The organism is Nocardia paucivorans NBRC 100373 (genome assembly GCF_000308675.1).
GTDB lineage: Bacteria > Actinomycetota > Actinomycetes > Mycobacteriales > Mycobacteriaceae > Nocardia > Nocardia paucivorans.
In genome coordinates this window covers 135,464-151,309 of the sequence record NZ_BAGE01000046.1, presented here as the reverse complement: position 1 = coordinate 151,309, position 15,846 = coordinate 135,464, and the positions used below count along the sequence as shown (strand labels likewise).

Sequence of the window (15,846 nt, the reverse complement as noted above, 5' to 3'; positions counted from 1 at the left end):
TACGTCTGTGCGTCGGCGGGTCCCGGCGTCCACGACGGGAAGTGGAGCAAACATGCTGGCCAATGGCGATGTTTTCGCCGGCTACGTCATCGACCGGCAATTGGGTCGGGGCGGTATGGGTTCGGTCTATCTCGCGAAGCATCCGCGCCTGCCGCGAATGACAGCGCTCAAGCTGCTGAACCGCGAGATGTTCTTCGACAAGGAGGTGCGGGCCCGGTTCGAGAGGGAGGCCGATCTGGTCGCCCAGCTGGACCACCCGAATATCGTCACCGTCTACGATCGCGGGCTCGAGGACGAGCAGCTGTGGATCTCGATGCAGTACATCGACGGTATCGATGCCGCTTCCGTGGACCCACTTCAGCTGCCGCCCGAGCGGGCGGTGCAGATCGTCGCCGAAACCGCGTCCGCGCTGGACTACGCGCACGGTATGGGGGTGCTGCATCGGGATGTCAAACCGGCGAACATCCTGCTGGCCCGATCCACCGGTGGTAAAGGGGAGCGGGTCTATCTGACCGACTTCGGTATCGCCCGGCTCCGGGACGACACCGGTCACCTCACCCAGACCGGTACCTTCACCGCCACGTTGGCCTACGCCTCTCCGGAGCAGCTGACCGGTTCCCAGCTGGACGGCCGCTCCGACCAGTACTCGCTGGCGTGCACGCTGTTCTGGCTGCTCACCGGCAACGGTCCGTTCGCGGCCGCCAATCCGGCCGCGGTCATCCAGGGGCATCTGCAATCACCGCCACCACCGGTGAGTACCGTCCGGCCCGGTCTGCCCCAGGCCCTGGACGGCGTGCTGACCAAGGCGATGTCGAAACGGCCGGAGGACCGCTACCCGTCCTGCTCGGATTTCGCCACCGCCGCCCGGCAGGCGCTCAGCGGGGTGAGTTCACCCGCCATGCCCGTCGCCGGCCCGACGACCGCGGCGCCGTACCCGAGTATGGGTGCCGGCTACAGCAGCGGTGTCCAGCAGCAGTCGTTCACCGGCGGGAGCCAGGCCCAACCGTACGCCAGTGGACTACAGCCCCAGCCCGCCCCGGCGCCGCCCTACGGCACCGATATGCACCAGCAGCAGTTCGCCGGCGGCACCCAGGGCTACACCCATCAGGGGATGTCCGGTCCGTCCGCGGTACCGCAGCAGCCACCGGGCGTGATGTCCGGCTCCTACCCGCACCAGGGCTATGCGCCGTCCGGTGCCATGGCCCCGGGACCGGGTGGACCGCGGAAGTCGAACACGGGTCTCATCGTGGGCATCGTCGTGGCCGTGGTGGTGCTCCTCGTGGTGGCCGTCGGGATCGTGGCGACGGTCGCAAGCAATGACTCCGGTGGCGGCTCCACGGCGTCCGGCAGCAGCACCAGCCGGGTGAGCACCGCGGCTCCGGTACCGGCCACCGCAGACTCGATCAGCAAGGAATTCCCGAACCTGGTGCCCGCGTCGACCTCCGAGAAAGTCGGCTACAACAATGCGGATTGTTGGGATACCGGGCCCAGCTATGCGCCGAACCCGGACGACGGGGAGCCCGATTTCGGCAAGTGGAAGTGGCAGTGGCGCTGCTTCGGCGGGAACGACAACGACGATCCGTTCTATCGGATCTACGTCTACGAATCGGCCGCCGATGTCGAGTCGGTGATCCAATCCCTGCCCGCCGAGGCGGAGAAGTCCACCGACACCAACGGCGGTAAGACCTACACCAACTACCGGATCGACAACAAGAACGGCCCCCAGCTGGTCACGGTGTTCACCGGGGACCCGAATCGGGCGCAGTTCCTGATGTACACCGACGGCATAGTCGGAAGCCTCGACGAGGTGCTCACCTGGTGGCGTTCGGCGCCGCTGAACTGAGCGACACACCGGCGGGGGCCGGTCACCGTAGATCGGGGGGATCCCCGATGGCGCGGCGGACCGTCTCCCGACAGACTGGACACCATGACCAGCACACGTAGCGCGCAGACCGCCGCGTTCGAGGATGTCGCGTGAGCGGCGCGACCGGGATCTCCGGCCTACAGGACGGGCAGGACCTCGACGCGACCGGCGCGGACAGGACCGGGACCGCGTCGGCGACCACGACCGTGGCCGCCGGCGCGGTCGAACTGACGAAGATCTACGGCTCCGGGGACACCCGGGTCGTGGCGCTGGACGCGGTATCCATCGAGTTCGCGTGTGGTGAGTTCACCGCGATCATGGGCCCGTCGGGTTCGGGGAAATCCACCCTCATGCATTGTTTGGCGGGGTTGGACTCCGCCGATTCCGGCACGGTGCACATCGGGGGCACCGAGCTGACCGAGTTGACGGACAAGCAGATGACCGCGCTGCGCCGCGACCGGGTGGGTTTCGTATTCCAGGCGTTCAACCTGGTGCCGACTCTCACCGCACTGGAGAACATCACCCTGCCGCTCGATATCGCCGGCCGCGAACTCGACCGGGAATGGCTCGACACGGTGATCGAGCGACTCGGGCTGGCCGACCGGCTGACCCACCGGCCCAGCGAATTGTCCGGTGGCCAGCAGCAGCGGGTGGCGTGCGCCCGGGCGCTGGCGGGCCGACCGGAGATCATCTTCGGCGACGAACCGACCGGAAATCTGGATTCGCGTTCTTCCGGTGAGGTGCTGTCGATTCTGCGGGCCGCCGTCGACGAATTCGAGCAGACGGTTGTGATCGTCACCCACGAACCGCACGCTGCGGCCTATGCCGATCGGGTGGTCTTCCTCGCCGACGGCCGGATCGTCGACGAAATGCGTGAGCCGACGGCGGAGTCCGTGCTGGACCGGATGAAAGCGCTCGAGAACCGGTGAGCGTCGACTGCGCGGGGGAGGTGCGGTAGATGGCGGGCAACCCGATGCGCAAGGTGGCATTGCGCAATCTCGCCGCCCACCGGGTGCGCTTGGCCCTGACGGTGTTGTCGGTGGTTCTCGGGACCGCGTTCATCGCGGGCTCGTTCGTGTTCACCGATACGCTGCAGCGCACCTTCGACGGCATTTTCGCCGACGAGGCCAGGGGTGTGGACGTGCGGGTGAGCCCGGCCGAACAGCTGTCGCTGGGCATCTCCCAGGAGGAAGTGGACCGAATCGCCACCATGGACGGGGTGCGCGCGGTCGCGCCGGGCTTCAACGGACCGGTGGTGTTACTCGATCCCGCGGGGAAGAAGGCCGTGCAAACCGGGGGCGCGCCCAGCTGGGGCCGGCTTTATCTGCCGCCGGAACGGGCGGTTGCCGACCCACCGCGGTTCGTGGCCGGGACACCGCCGAGTCGGCCGGGGGAGGTCGCGCTCAATACGAATGGGGCCGAACGAGCCGGTCTGCGGGTGGGCGATCGGACGAAGATCCTGGTCGCCGCGCAGAGCGACCCGATCGACGTCACGCTCACCGGTATCTACTCCGATGCCACAGATACCGGCGGTCTCATCGGGGTGCTGTTCGAGGAGTCACAGGCCCGGCAGCTGTTCAGCGACGGAACCCATGTCGCCTATGTCGATATCGCGGCCGAGGGGATACCGGGGGACAAGCTGCGCAACCGCCTCGCCATGATCTACCCCGACTACAAGGTTCTCAATGGTGAGCAGGTACGTGCCGAGGCGAGGTCCCAGATCTCCGAAGCGCTCAACTTCTTGAACTATTTCCTGCTGGCCTTCGGGGCGATCGCCCTGATCGTCGGCACCTTCATCATCTACAACACCTTCTCCATGATCGTGGCCCAACGGCTACGGGAGTTGGCGCTGCTCCGCGCGGTCGGGGCGAGTCGCCGGCAGGTGGGCGGCTCGGTGGTGGCCGAGGCCCTGGTCATCGGGGCAATCGGAAGCGCCCTGGGATTGCTGGCCGGAATCGGGCTCGCGTTCGGGTTGGCCGCCGTATTGAACGCCTTCGATTTCGGCCTGCCCATCGGGCAGATGACGGTACTTCCGCGCACCGTGCTGGTCGGTTTCCTGGTGGGATTGTCGGTCACCGTGGTCAGCGCCTACGCACCGGCGCGGCGCGCGGCCCGCATCCCACCGGTGCAGGCCATGCGGGAGGAGTTCTCCTCGCCCGCCGAGTCGCTGCGGCCGCGGACCTTGTTCGGGCTGTTGCTTGCCGGGCTCGGGGTGGTGCTCGTGGTGCTCGGCGCCCGCCATACCGGTGGTACGGCTGCCGCGGTTGTGGGTGTTGGGGCATTGGCGCTGGTATTCGCGGTACTACTCGCCTCGCCGGCCCTTTCCCGTCCGGTTATCGGCGCCCTCGGCGGGTTGCTCCGCCCATTCGGTCCGATCGGGCGGATGGCGCGCAACAACGCGGTCCGCAATCCGCGGCGCACCGCCGCGACGGCCTTCGCGCTGACTCTGGGACTCATGCTGGTCACTGCCATCGGCATGCTGGGCGCGTCGGCCAAGGAAAGTGTGTCGGTCCTGGTCGACAAGGGCGCTCGGGCCGACTATGTGCTCGCCGGTCCGCAGTTCCTCGGTGTCCCGCAGGGGGCCGCCCGCTCGGTGCGCGAGACGGTGCCCGACGCCCGGGATGTGGTCGCGCTGCGCGGAGTGCGGCTGAAGATCAGGGGTGACGACGAGTACGGCACCTCCCCCGACGGTCCGCTGGACAGTGTGCTCAACTACGAGATCACCAGCGGAACGGCCCGATTCGGTGACAACGAGATCCTGCTCAGCGAGGACGAGGCCGACGACTTCGGGGTGCGGCCCGGTGAGCGGCTCGTACTGACCAGTATGGACGGTAAGCACATACCGGTCACCGTGGCGGGGATCTACGCCAACTCGCCGCTGCTCGGTCCGCTGGTGGTGCCTTCGGCGATCTACGAGCAGGTGATGCCGGTCTCGCTGCGCACCGACGCGGTGGTGCTGGTCACGGCGCGACCGGGTGCCGACCTCGCCGCCATGCGGGGGGAACTGGAACGGGCGACCGAGCGGTTCGTGGTGGTGCAGGTACAGGACCGGGAGGAATTCAAGGGCGCGCAGGGCCGCCAGATCAACACCTTGCTGGCCGTGCTGTACGGCCTGCTGGCATTGGCGGTGGTGATCGCCATCCTCGGCATCGTCAACACCTTGGCGCTCTCGGTGGTGGAACGGCGACGCGAGATCGGCATGTTGCGGGCGGTGGGCACCCAGCGAGCCCAGATCCGCCGCACCATCTATCTGGAGTCGGTGCTCATCGCGATCTTCGGCGCTCTGGTGGGCGCGGCGCTCGGTCTCGGTCTCGGTCTCGGTTTCCTGCGTACGCTCCGTGATCTCGGCCTGGACCGAATCGCCGTGCCCTGGGATCAGTTGGTCCTCATGCTCATCGGATCGGGGATCGTGGGGGTCCTCGCTGCCCTCTGGCCGGCGGTTCGGGCCGCCCGCACCCCGCCCCTGGCCGCGATCGCCGACCTGTGACCCCCGGGCGCCGCCCCCGCGTCCTGAACCGGCGGTAGGAGAGACCGCGGGTCCGCGCGGGCCAGTGCCCGGGCCAGGAGTTCGGGGAACAGGTCCGGGGTGCAGGCGAAGGCCGGCACCCCGAGGGCGGCCAGGGCCGCGGCATTGTCGTGGTCGTAGGCGGGGGCGCCGTCATCGGAGAGAGCGAGCAGGACCACCACCTGGACGCCGGAGTCGGTGAGGGCATTGACCCGGCGCAGCATTTCCGTGCGGATCCCGCCCTCGTACAGATCGGAGACGAGGAAGAACAGGGTGTCGTCCGGCCGGGTGACCAGCGACTGGCAGTAGGCGAGGGCGCGATTGATATCGGTTCCACCGCCGAGCTGGGTGCCGAACAGCACATCCACCGGGTCGGACAGGTATTCGGACAGGTCGACGACCTCGGTGTCGAAAACTACCAGCGAGGTGCGCAACGAGCGCATGGACGCCAATACCGCGCCGAACACCGACGCGTACACCACACTCGATGCCATCGACCCGGACTGATCGATCGCCATGACCACATCCCGCTGCACCGCCCGACCGCGGCGACCGGACCCGATCAGATGCTCGGCGACAATGGTGCGCCGCTCCGGAAGATAGTTGGCGAGATTTCGGCGAATGGTGCGGTCGAAGTCGATATCGCGGGGGCGGGAGGTTTTGGCCGAACGGTGCAACACCCCGTTCACCGCGGCGATCGTGCGGGCGGCGATACGTTCCTCGATTTCCCGCACCACCTTGGCGACCACAGCACGGGCGGACGATTTCGTGGTTTCCGGGATCACCCGGTTCAGGCTCAACAGGGTGCCGACCAGGTGGACATCCGGCTCCACCGCCTCCATCAGCTCCGGTTCCAGCAGGAGCCGGGTCAGTCCGAGTCGATCCACGGCGTCGCGTTGCATCACCTCCACCACGGTCGAGGGGAAGTAGGTGCGGATATCGCCGAGCCAGCGGGCGACCTTGGGGGCCGATCCCGCCAGGCCGCCGGCTCGGCGCGCTCCACCCGATTCATGGTCGTCGCGGTCGTAGAGGGTTGCCAGCGCCCGGTCGATTGCGGTGTCGTCGGAGTCGGCGAGCCCGCCGAGGGCGGATTCGGCGGCGGCGCCCAACACCAGACGCCACCGCCGGGCACGCGTATCGGCATCCTTGGACGACGACTCCGGGACACCGTAGTTGCCGAAGTTCATATCGGAATCCCCACTATCTCGGCGACGACGCGCATGGCCTGGGCACCGCGGCGCGGGTCGACAGCGGTGGCGGTCTCGGATGCCGGAGTCGATATCCCGCCGCGGACCGCCTGTCCTATGGCGCGGCGTTCGCCCGATTCGAAGGCGCCGAAGGTGCGGCGTAGCAGCGGTATCACCTCGCGGAAGTGTTCGTCGGTCAAACCCGTGAGCCAGTCGTCGACGAGCCGCAACAGGGCCCGATCGTGCGCCAACACCAGGCCCCGCCCCCCGACGAAACCGTCTATCCACCCCGCCTTCTCCGCGGCGCCGGTGCCGGTGGACAGCGCCGTCGACAGTCGGCGGGCGGCCTCGTCGGTACCGATACGTCCGGTGTCGGTCAAGAGCCGAACCACCCGGCCGATCAGGACCCCGGGCACATCCTCGCGGTCGGCCAACCGAAGGAGTGTGGCGGGCCACAGCTCGGTCGCTCGCGGGTCGTCCCAGGTGTGGATGGCGGTGTGGGCGGTCTCGAGCAGGGTCCGCAGCTCCAGTGCCGCTTCGGCACCCAGCCCGGTGACCACCGCCGGTAGCCCGGCACAGATCCGCACCAGTATGCCGTCGGCAACGCCGGCGAGGGCCGCGGTATCGGTGCCGCGCACATCGCCGTAGCGCAGGGTGCGGATCACGGTGGGCAGGGCGCGCAGCAGCTGGGTGGCATCGTGATCGACCGCTGCGGCGGAACCCAACCGGTCGATCAGGCCCGCGGTGGCACCACGCAGATCGGCGAGCAGCGCCTGCTCCAACGTATCGATGAGCTCCCCGACGCCGTGGTCGGCATGCGCGGCCATATCCAGCACCTTGGCCTCGGCGGCGCCCTGCACGGTGGTACCCCAACGAGCGGCCTCGATTACCGAGACGGCGAGTTCGGGACGCCATTCGAGCGTCCAGGTTTCCCGGAAGGTGCCGGTGGACCGGGTTTCGCTCGTGGTGCGGATGCCCCATTCGACACCGAGCAGGCGTAACCGGTGCAGTAGATGGGATTTCGCGAGGTCTCGTTCGGCGCGCAGATCCAGTTCCATCGTCGTCGCCACCGCCTGCCGCTTCATTCGCAGGGTGCGGATCCGGGCGCGCAGATCCGCCTCCAGAGCGACCGTCGGGGTGTTCGGCGGGACCGTACCCAATGCTTCGCCGACCACCATTTCCTCGCCGATGAGGCGCAGCACGGTCTCATCGCCCTCGCACAGCACCGCGCGGGTGGCCTCGGTGACCTCCGACAGTCCCGCCAGGGGGCGGCCGCGGAGAGTGGCGAGGGCGTCGGCGAGGCGAACCGCCTCGATGACATGCGCGGTGGAGACCGGCAGATCGTGGGCGCGCAGCGCACCCGCCACCTTGGTCAACCAGGTCTCGATCGGACGGTCGGCCACGGTGAACAGATGGTGGTACCAGCCGGGGGAGGCCACGCCGGCGCCGTACCCGGACGCGGTCGCCAAGCGGGAATGCGTCCACGGCACCCAGGTCAGGGCGGCCTTGACCTTCGGTAGCCTTTTCAGCAATCGGGCATCGGCCGCCGCCGGGCCGAGCGGGCCCGCCAGGGCGGGCGCATGCCAGGCCCCGCACACCACGGCGACTCGTTCGGCGCCTTCTCTCCGAGCCTTCCGCAGCACCTGACGCATATACGCCTCACGGCGTAGTGTGTGCGCGTCCACGACCGGTGGAGATGCTTCGGGGGCGGTGGTTTCCCCGCCGGCGGTATCGGGCGCGGCGGTCGCCTCCCGCAGGGCGCTCATGGCCTTGGTGATGGCCTCGAACGTGGCGGTATCACTACTCGATTCGACCACCGCGTCCCACCAGCGTTCGGCATCCTCGTAACCGGCGGCCGCGGCCAGCTCGGCCAGGGCATCGTGGCGCGCGGGTTCGTCGTCGAGGGCCAGCGTGATCCCGGCGGGCAGATCGCAGAACCGCACCGGGACCTCCCGTTCGACGGCGTATCGAAGGGCCTGCCATTCCGGGGAGAACACCGCATACGGCCAGAACGCGGCCCGGGACGGGGTTTCGGGATCGTAGGCCAGCAGGGCGACCGGCGGCGTCATCTCGTCGGTGGCCACATAGGTGACCAGGGGATCGGCGTCGGCGGGACCTTCGATCAGGATGGTGTCCGGCCGGAACTCCGCGAGGGCCAGTCGCAGCGACCGGGCCGACCCCGGACCGTGATGCCGGATTCCGAACACCCGGGTCTCGCCGGTAGAGCGTCCGGCGGGCCGTCCGGGCGAGGACTCGCGTCGGCCGCGCAGGGCGCGAGGACGGGTCGATGCCCGGTCGTGTCGGTCCGTGCCAGGATTCATCCGGCGATCTCTCGGCAGGCCCGATAGAAATCCGACCATTCGGGGCGTTCACGCACCACCGCCTCCAGATATTCGGTCCACACCACCGAATCGGCGACCGGGTCCTTGATCACCGCGCCCACCACCGCGCTCGCCACATCGGCGGCCCGCAGCTCACCGTCGCCGAAATGCGCCGAGAGTGCGAGTCCGCCGGTGAGCACCGAAATGGCTTCGGCCGTGGAGAGGGTGCCGGACGGTGATTTGAGTTTGGTGCGGCCGTCGGCGGTTATCCCGGCGCGTAGTTCCCGGAAGATTCGCACCACCCGCCGCACCTCCTCGGCCGCCGCGGGGATCTCGGGCAGTTCCAGCGCCCTACCCAGTTGTGCCACACGGCGGGTGACGATCTCCACCTCTTCCGCCTCGCTTGCCGGCAACGGCAGCACCACCGTATTGAAGCGTCGTCGCAGCGCGGAGGACAGCTCGTTGACACCGCGATCGCGGTCGTTGGCGGTGGCGATCACATTGAACCCCTTGGCGGCTTGAACCTCTGTACCGAGTTCGGGGACGGGCAGTGTTTTCTCCGACAGCACCGTGATCAGCGCGTCCTGCACATCGGAGGGGATACGGGTGAGCTCTTCGATCCGGGCGATCGCACCGGTGCGCATGGCGGTCAGCACCGGCGACGGCACCAGCGCCGCGTCGCTGGGGCCCTCCGCCAACAGCCGCGCGTAGTTCCAGCCGTAGCGAATCGCTTCCTCTGCGGTCCCGGAAGTGCCCTGTACCAGCAGGGTGGAGGAGCCGCTGATGGCGGCCGCGAGGTGTTCCGACACCCAGGTCTTGGCGGTACCGGGCACCCCGATCAGCAGGAGTGCCCGGTCGGTCGCCAAGGTGGCCACCGCCACCTCCATCAGTCGGCGCGGTCCGACGTATTTGGGGCTGATCACGGTGCCGTCGGCCAGTGTGCCTCCGAGCAGATATGTCACCACCGCCCACGGCGACAGCCGCCAGGACGGGGGACGAGGTCGATCGTCGACGGCGGCCAGTGTTCGCAGTTCCTCGGCGAACGACTGCTCGGCATGGGGACGCAGCAGCCGTGGGAAGGTGGTCTCGGTTGTGGTTTCGGTGGTGGTCACTGCAACTCCTGAAGCATGGTCGAGCGGAGCTCGAGGTCGTGGGCGAGCCGGTCGAAGACCGCTTCCCAGGCCGGATCCTGGCAGCGGCGGGCCAATGCGGCGGCCTCGGCCGCGGCGGCGGGCGGCAGATGAAGAGTGGCGGTGTGCAGTAGGGAACGGTGTGCGCCGGGAGAAACGCCGCGGGCGTCCGGTCGACGTTCGGCGGCGCGGGCCCGTTCGAACAACAGCAGCAACAAATGGTTGGCCAATCGCCGCGGCCAGGGGCGGGCCACCGCCGGCAGCAACGACTCGAGTTCGGAGAGCCAGGAACCGTCGAGCCGCAACAACCGTCGGGTCTGTTCCTCGGCGGGCAGTAGCGCGAACAGTTCCCGCCGCCGCAGTACGGCCAGGTCGGACGGCATACCGGCGTCGAACAGCGCCGCCGCCCATACCGGATCGCGCCGGGTGAGGGTGGCGTCCATCCAACCGTCGAACAGCGGTTGCCGGATTCGGTCGTCGGTGGCGGCCGTGATGGCGGTGCGTGGATCGCCGAACAGATCGATCCAATGATCGAGCGGGAGGGCGGCCACCAATTGGCGCAGCCGACCCGCTCGCAGATCCGGCGCTCCGTGCCGGCGATACCCGAACTCCTCGGTGCGACCGGTGATCCCGTCGCGGATCGCCGCCTCGTCCGGTGCTTCCGGAATATCGACGACGAGCCCGTACGGTGGGCGGTCACCCACCCGGCCGATCCAGGACGCGGCACGCTCGGCCATCCGCCGGGAGTACCCCGAATCGGGGAGCCGGGCGAGCAGCGCCGCGGCCGTCCGGCGTACATCCGACCGGCGGTCGTCCAGGGCCCGTTCGAGGAAGATCTCGTCGGCGGGGGAGATCCCATCACCGAGCACGGCCAGGAGTTCGGCCTTCTCCCGACCCGCTTCCCGCGGCCACGACGCTTCCAGAACCGAACGCGCGAAATCGGGATCGCGTCGGCGGGCCGCGCTCAGCCATTCGCGGCGTTCGATGGGAAGACCGTGCCATCGGCCGTCGTCGATGATCGGGTCGGCGGTGGGGTCGCGCCGGACCAGGGCCTTCCACTCCGGGAATCGCGCGGCCAACCACCGTCCCCGCGCACCCGCCAAGCGCAGCGCGGGTTCACGCAATTCCTCGCTGGCGTGGGCATGGTCGAGCAGGTCTCCGCACAGCCGGTCGGGTGCGCGGTAACCGTGCCGTTCCGCCGCGGCGAACCACTCCGGCAGATATTCCTGTTCGTGCCGCAGTAGCCGCATCAGACGTCGGCCGGCCGGACGGGGCAGGATCGGCCGAGGGTCCGTGGCCGCGATATCACCGGCCGGCTCGACAACCGCGGCCGTGGCGCCGGCGCGGGCGTACACGTTCTGTAGGGCGGTGATCTCGAGCAGTCGGACGGCCGCCTCGCGATCGGCCAATGCCGCGGCGGTCGTTGCCACGGGTTCGGGTAGGTCATGGTCGGCCGACGAGCAGCGAGCGGTCCCGAGCAGCGCGGCGGACACCAGTTCGGTCGCGGTGGCCGCGGGTGGTTCCGCGCGCACCACCGGGCCTGCGTCCAGGATCTCGCCTTCGGCCAGGACGGAGATCGGGGCCAGGTACCGCCCGTTCCACTCGGCGCAGACAGTGATCGGATATCCCCCGGATATCGCGGGCAGCCGCCACTGTTGCGCCGAGGGGTCCACCGGTAGGGCCGTACCGTCGGATTCGGCGAGATACCAGCCGTCCGCTCCGCGTGTGGGCACCACCTCGTGCAGCAGGACCGGCCAAGAATCCAGCCAGGGGTCGGCGCCGAGCGCTGCGGCGTATCGGTCCAGTGCCGCCGCCACGGTGTGCCGGGTGAGGTCCGCGGACCCCGCGGCAACCGTTTTCGGCGGGCCGTACCGTTCGCCGAGCACCGCCCGCAATGGCGCGGCACCCGGATAGTGATGCAGTTTCGCCTCCGTGGCGGCGCCGAGTGGGGGCACCTCCGGTGAGAAGGTGGGCGCGCCGTAGGAATGTTCGACGATCAGCCCCCAGCGATCGGTATGACACCCGTACAACCAGGTCCGGCGGGTGTGCAGCCCCCCTTCCTCGCTCATGCGAACCCCCACCGCCAGCCAGCGGTCGGGGGTCCCCGGTTCCCGTAACACCGCGTCGACCGGCACGGGATAACCGATATGCCCGCGGACGCTCGCCGCGAGCGGTTCGGGCAGTTCGTCGAGTCGGCGATGCGCGGTGATGAGCAGATGCAGCCGGGCGAATCGGCTCATCACCACCTCGGGCCAGTCCGTCCGACCCACTACGGCCGTGGGCAGTCGACGCAGATCGGCGGCGATACCGGGCGCCTGGGCGTCCACCATACGTGCGGCCACGGCCTCGAACGCGACGTACGAGCGATCCGTATCGGCCAGGCCGGTGCGGATCGAGTCGGTGATCCAGGTCTCGAGTTCGTCCAGGCCCGCCCGGACCCGCATCCGCCGCTGTTCGACGGTCGCCGGGTTCGTGGTGGGTGGTCGGTGGGGGGATCGCGCGTTTTTCCCGGCCCGTCTCCGAAGCCATTCGTCGGCGAAATCGGCCGGGTGCGCCGCCGGGTCGATCCCACCGGCCGACCAGTGCAGCAGCAGGGACAGCGCATGCTTGCACGGGAGCTTGCGGCTGGGGCACGAGCAGTGATACGCCGGGCCGGTCAGGTCGACGACCGTCCGGTACGGCCGAGACCCGCTACCCGTGCACAATCCCCACAGCGCACTGTCCTGCCATCCGGTGTTCGACCACCGGCCGGCGAGCTCGCGGGCGGCGATGAGCGAGTTCGCGTCCGGCGCGAGCGCGGTCACCTGGTTCTCGGCCCACCGTTCGGTCACCCGGCGGCCCCGGTCGGGTTGTGCATCGTATCCCCCGTTCGTCGGTCCCTAGTGATTTCTACCGAACTCCACCGACACATTCGCCTCGATACGTTCGATCCGCTGGAAACCCTTGGTCGGGTGGGGTATTCGAGCACATTCGCGCGCACGAATATCTTGCGTCGAAGGAGGGCTCTCCGGCATTCTGTGATGTTCGGCCCGGCCGAGCCGCCCGTTCGGGTGATGCACCGCCGAACTGTCCACGGGGACGGCGAGGGGTGGACATCGGCGCTCAGGCCGGGCTTCGATGGCCAGAATCCATCCCCGCGGACAGGTTCGTGCGCCCACCTCCCGTGCAGCGCGTCGGCCGGGCCCGCGCAGAATCGAGGGATGGACGAGTCCGATCCGTGTCCCTGCCGACGGGGCGATACCTTCGGCGCCTGCTGTGCGCCGCTATTGGCCGGGCGGTGCCCTGCTCCCACCGCCGAAGCCCTGATGCGCTCGCGCTACTCCGCCTTCGCCGTCGGCGATACGGAGTATCTGCTCGGTTCGTGGCATCCGCGAACCCGGCCCGGCGAACTGGATCTCGCCCCCGACCGGCGCTGGCTCTTCCTGGAGATCCTGCGGACCGAGCGCGGTGGGCCTTTCGACGACAGCGGGATCGTCGAGTTCATCGCCCACTATCGGGATGCCGGCGGACGGGGCGCCCTGCACGAGACCAGTCGATTCGTCCGAGTGGACGGCGCGTGGCGCTATCTGGACGGGGTGATCGACGACGCACCGCCCAGGCCCGCTTCCGGACGGTAGGGTCGGCTCATGCCACGTGTCGCGATCGAATACTGCACCCGATGCCGGTGGCTGCCGCGGGCGAGCTGGATGGCGCAGGAACTGCTGGAGACCTTCGCCACCGAACTCGACGAGGTCGCGCTGATACCTGGCACGGGCGGGATCTTCCGCATAACCGTGGACAGCGACCAGGTGTGGGAACGCAAGGCCGATGGCGGCTTCCCGGATATCGCCGTCCTCAAACAGCGGGTCCGTGACCGGGTGGCGCCGAACCGCGACCTCGGACATGTCGACCGGGCCCACGCGGACGCCGAATCCCGTCGCGGAACCGTTGCGGAATAGTCTTCGCCTCGTATGCGCCGCGCCGGTCAGGCGCAGCAACCTCCGCCGCAGCACCCACCGCCGGCGGCGGGTGGCGATATCGGAGCCGGATTCGATCCGCTCGCCCGGCCCACGGTGGCGAAGGTGGTGAGCAGTTTGACCGTGTCGTCGTGGCCGGCGGGGCATATCGCAGGGTCGGACGACTGCGCCATCGGACGATTCACTTCGAACGTGTCGCCGCAGCTGCGGCACCGAAAACTGTAACTCGGCATGCCCACGATTCTAGAGCTGTCGGGCCGGTCGCCGCGCTGGTCGTACCCTCGAAATCACAAGGACGAGGAGGTCCGAGATGAGTACGCAGATCTTCGAGGCGGCGTCCGACCTCGGGGAATTCGAACCCGTGGCATGGACCGAATACGGCCGGGTGCGCGGCGCCCGGGACGGATCGGTGTTCGTCTGGCGCGGCATCCCCTACGCCGCCGCCCCCGCCGGCCGGGACCGGTTCCGGCCGCCGCGGCCCCCGCAGCCCTGGGACGGTGTGCGCGACTGCCACACCGTCGGGCAGATCGCCCCGCAGAACATGGACAACACGGTGCCCGTCGACCGGTCGCTGCGGATGGGCGAGGACTGTCTGTGGCTCAATGTGTGGGCCCCGGCCGGAACGGCCGAGGCGCCGCGTCCGGTCATGGTGTGGCTGCACGGCGGCGCCTACTGCCTCGGCACCGCCGCCCAGGAGATCTACAACGGGCGGATCCTGGCCGAAACCGGCGATGTCGTGGTCGTCACGGTGAACTATCGGGTCGGCGCGTTCGGTTTCCTGGATCTGTCCTCGCTCTCGCCCGACTTCGCACCCAACCTCGGCCTGCACGATCAGCTGGCCGCTCTGGAATGGGTGCGCGACAATATCGCGTCGTTCGGCGGTGATCCGGGCAATGTGACGCTGTTCGGTGAATCGTCCGGCGCCGGCTGTGTTACCGCGCTGCTCACCGCCCCGCGCGCCGCGGGACTGTTCCACCGCGCCATCGCGCAGAGCCCCCCGGCGACCACCGTGTACGGACCGGAGCGCGCCGCGCGGGTGGCCGAGCGGTTCATGGAACTGGTGGAACTACCGCCCCGACAGGTCCACGAACTGCTCGAGCTTCCCCTCGAACGGATCGTTCGAGCGGTGGCCGTGCTGACCGATGAGGTGCCACTGACCTCGCCCGGCACTCTGGCCACCGCGCCGGTGGTGGACGGGGAGCTGCTGCCCGGCTATCCCACCGACCGTTTCCAGCAGGGCCGGTCGCATCGGGTGCCGCTGATCATCGGGACCAACAAGGATGAGGCCTCGCTGTTCCGCCTGTTCCGCTCGCCGATCATGCCGGTGACCCCGGAGGCGGTGAATGCCATGCTCACCGCGGTCCAGGAGAGCCACCCCGGGCTCTCGGCGGAGCGGATCGCGGAAATCACCTCCGCCTACCCGGATCTGAGCAAACCGCGTGGGGCGCTGGCCATGTCCACGGACGCGGCGTTCCGGATGCCCGCGCGGTGGGTGGCCGACGCTCACGCCCGACACACCCGCACCTGGATGTACCGGTTCGACCACGCGACGCCGATGCTGCGAGCGGCGCGGGTGGGCGCCGGGCATGCCACCGAATTGCCCTATGTATTCGGTAATTTCGGCACCTTCAACCACGATCCGACCTTCTGGCTCGGCGGCCGCAAACAGGCAGCGGAGGTGTCCGGTCGGATGATGCGCCGATGGCTGGCCTTCGCCGCCCACGGTGTGCCCGCCGCGCTGGACGGATCCAAACACTGGCCGCCGTATCACCCGGAGACCCGGGAGACGCTGCTGATCGATACCGTCGACCGGGTGGTGTGCGACCCCGACGCGGATCTGTGCTCCGCGTGGGGAGACCAGATCGTCGGATTCGCTTGACCGG

At 69.0% G+C, this 15,846-nt stretch carries 11 protein-coding genes; 6 read left to right on the top strand and 5 right to left on the bottom strand.

Annotated elements, in window-relative coordinates:
- Nucleotides 1-52 precede the first annotated feature (52 nt).
- The 3 genes from ON32_RS16450 (at nucleotide 53) to ON32_RS16440 (ending at nucleotide 5,351) form a co-directional block, all read left to right on the top strand.
- Nucleotides 53-1,843 carry a serine/threonine-protein kinase gene (locus tag ON32_RS16450; RefSeq protein WP_040791800.1) on the top strand — a complete coding sequence of 597 codons (1,791 nt, stop codon included), beginning with the start codon at nucleotides 53-55 and terminating at the stop codon, nucleotides 1,841-1,843.
- A gap of 227 nt (nucleotides 1,844-2,070) precedes the next feature.
- The gene (locus tag ON32_RS16445) at nucleotides 2,071-2,793 is read left to right on the top strand and encodes an ABC transporter ATP-binding protein (protein WP_040791956.1); all 723 of its coding nucleotides are present in this window, start codon (nucleotides 2,071-2,073) and stop codon (nucleotides 2,791-2,793) included.
- A gap of 29 nt (nucleotides 2,794-2,822) precedes the next feature.
- Nucleotides 2,823-5,351, top strand: coding sequence for an ABC transporter permease (locus ON32_RS16440; RefSeq protein ID WP_040791799.1), 2,529 nt, complete (start codon nucleotides 2,823-2,825; stop codon nucleotides 5,349-5,351).
- Here the strand turns inward: ON32_RS16440 and ON32_RS16435 are convergent.
- From ON32_RS16435 to ON32_RS16420, 4 genes are read right to left on the bottom strand one after another with little or no spacing between them, the layout of a single operon-like run.
- Nucleotides 5,240-6,556: a VWA domain-containing protein gene (locus ON32_RS16435; protein WP_051133327.1), complete on the bottom strand. Its 1,317-nt coding sequence runs from the start codon at nucleotides 6,554-6,556 to the stop codon at nucleotides 5,240-5,242. The genes ON32_RS16440 and ON32_RS16435 overlap by 112 nt on opposite strands.
- Complete coding sequence (locus tag ON32_RS16430; protein ID WP_245551094.1) at nucleotides 6,553-8,877, bottom strand: DUF5682 family protein; 2,325 nt, start codon at nucleotides 8,875-8,877, stop codon at nucleotides 6,553-6,555. Before ON32_RS16430 ends, ON32_RS16435 begins: the two co-directional genes overlap by 4 nt.
- Nucleotides 8,874-9,989 carry an ATP-binding protein gene (locus ON32_RS16425; protein ID WP_040791796.1) on the bottom strand — a complete coding sequence of 372 codons (1,116 nt, stop codon included), beginning with the start codon at nucleotides 9,987-9,989 and terminating at the stop codon, nucleotides 8,874-8,876. Before ON32_RS16425 ends, ON32_RS16430 begins: the two co-directional genes overlap by 4 nt.
- Entirely contained in the window at nucleotides 9,986-12,838 is a 2,853-nt protein-coding gene (locus ON32_RS16420) for an SWIM zinc finger family protein (protein WP_040791795.1), read from the bottom strand. The genes ON32_RS16425 and ON32_RS16420 overlap by 4 nt, the downstream gene beginning before the upstream one ends.
- 369 nt (nucleotides 12,839-13,207) lie before the next feature.
- Here ON32_RS16420 and ON32_RS16410 point away from each other — a divergent pair, with 369 nt between their 5' ends.
- Both ON32_RS16410 and ON32_RS16405 read left to right on the top strand, forming a co-directional pair.
- On the top strand, nucleotides 13,208-13,624 hold the full coding sequence (locus ON32_RS16410; RefSeq protein ID WP_040791793.1) for a YchJ family protein: 417 nt from the start codon (nucleotides 13,208-13,210) through the stop codon (nucleotides 13,622-13,624).
- 9 nt (nucleotides 13,625-13,633) lie between these two features.
- Nucleotides 13,634-13,945, top strand: a complete 312-nt coding sequence (locus tag ON32_RS16405) for an Rdx family protein (RefSeq protein ID WP_040791792.1) — start codon at nucleotides 13,634-13,636, stop codon at nucleotides 13,943-13,945.
- A 26-nt stretch (nucleotides 13,946-13,971) separates the two neighbouring features.
- On the opposite strand, the gene ON32_RS27835 is transcribed toward ON32_RS16405, so the two are convergent.
- On the bottom strand, nucleotides 13,972-14,196 hold the full coding sequence (locus ON32_RS27835) for an FmdB family zinc ribbon protein (RefSeq protein WP_040791791.1): 225 nt from the start codon (nucleotides 14,194-14,196) through the stop codon (nucleotides 13,972-13,974).
- A 77-nt stretch (nucleotides 14,197-14,273) separates the two neighbouring features.
- On the opposite strand from ON32_RS27835, the gene ON32_RS16395 reads away from it, so the two are divergent.
- Nucleotides 14,274-15,842 carry a carboxylesterase/lipase family protein gene (locus tag ON32_RS16395; RefSeq protein ID WP_083874575.1) on the top strand — a complete coding sequence of 523 codons (1,569 nt, stop codon included), beginning with the start codon at nucleotides 14,274-14,276 and terminating at the stop codon, nucleotides 15,840-15,842.
- The last annotated feature ends 4 nt before the right edge of the window (nucleotides 15,843-15,846 follow it).

Bases quoted from the DNA above. Each gene is read 5' to 3' on its own strand.
- ON32_RS16440 (WP_040791799.1), top strand. From the start codon at position 2,823: ATGGCGGGCAACCCGATGCGCAAGGTGGCATTGCGCAATCTCGCCGCC.
- ON32_RS16395 (WP_083874575.1), top strand. From the start codon at position 14,274: ATGAGTACGCAGATCTTCGAGGCGGCGTCCGACCTCGGGGAATTCGAA.
- ON32_RS16450 (WP_040791800.1), top strand. From the start codon at position 53: ATGCTGGCCAATGGCGATGTTTTCGCCGGCTACGTCATCGACCGGCAA.
- ON32_RS16430 (WP_245551094.1), bottom strand. From the start codon at position 8,877: ATGAATCCTGGCACGGACCGACACGACCGGGCATCGACCCGTCCTCGC.
- ON32_RS27835 (WP_040791791.1), bottom strand. From the start codon at position 14,196: ATGCCGAGTTACAGTTTTCGGTGCCGCAGCTGCGGCGACACGTTCGAA.
- ON32_RS16410 (WP_040791793.1), top strand. From the start codon at position 13,208: ATGGACGAGTCCGATCCGTGTCCCTGCCGACGGGGCGATACCTTCGGC.
- ON32_RS16405 (WP_040791792.1), top strand. From the start codon at position 13,634: ATGCCACGTGTCGCGATCGAATACTGCACCCGATGCCGGTGGCTGCCG.
- ON32_RS16435 (WP_051133327.1), bottom strand. From the start codon at position 6,556: ATGAACTTCGGCAACTACGGTGTCCCGGAGTCGTCGTCCAAGGATGCC.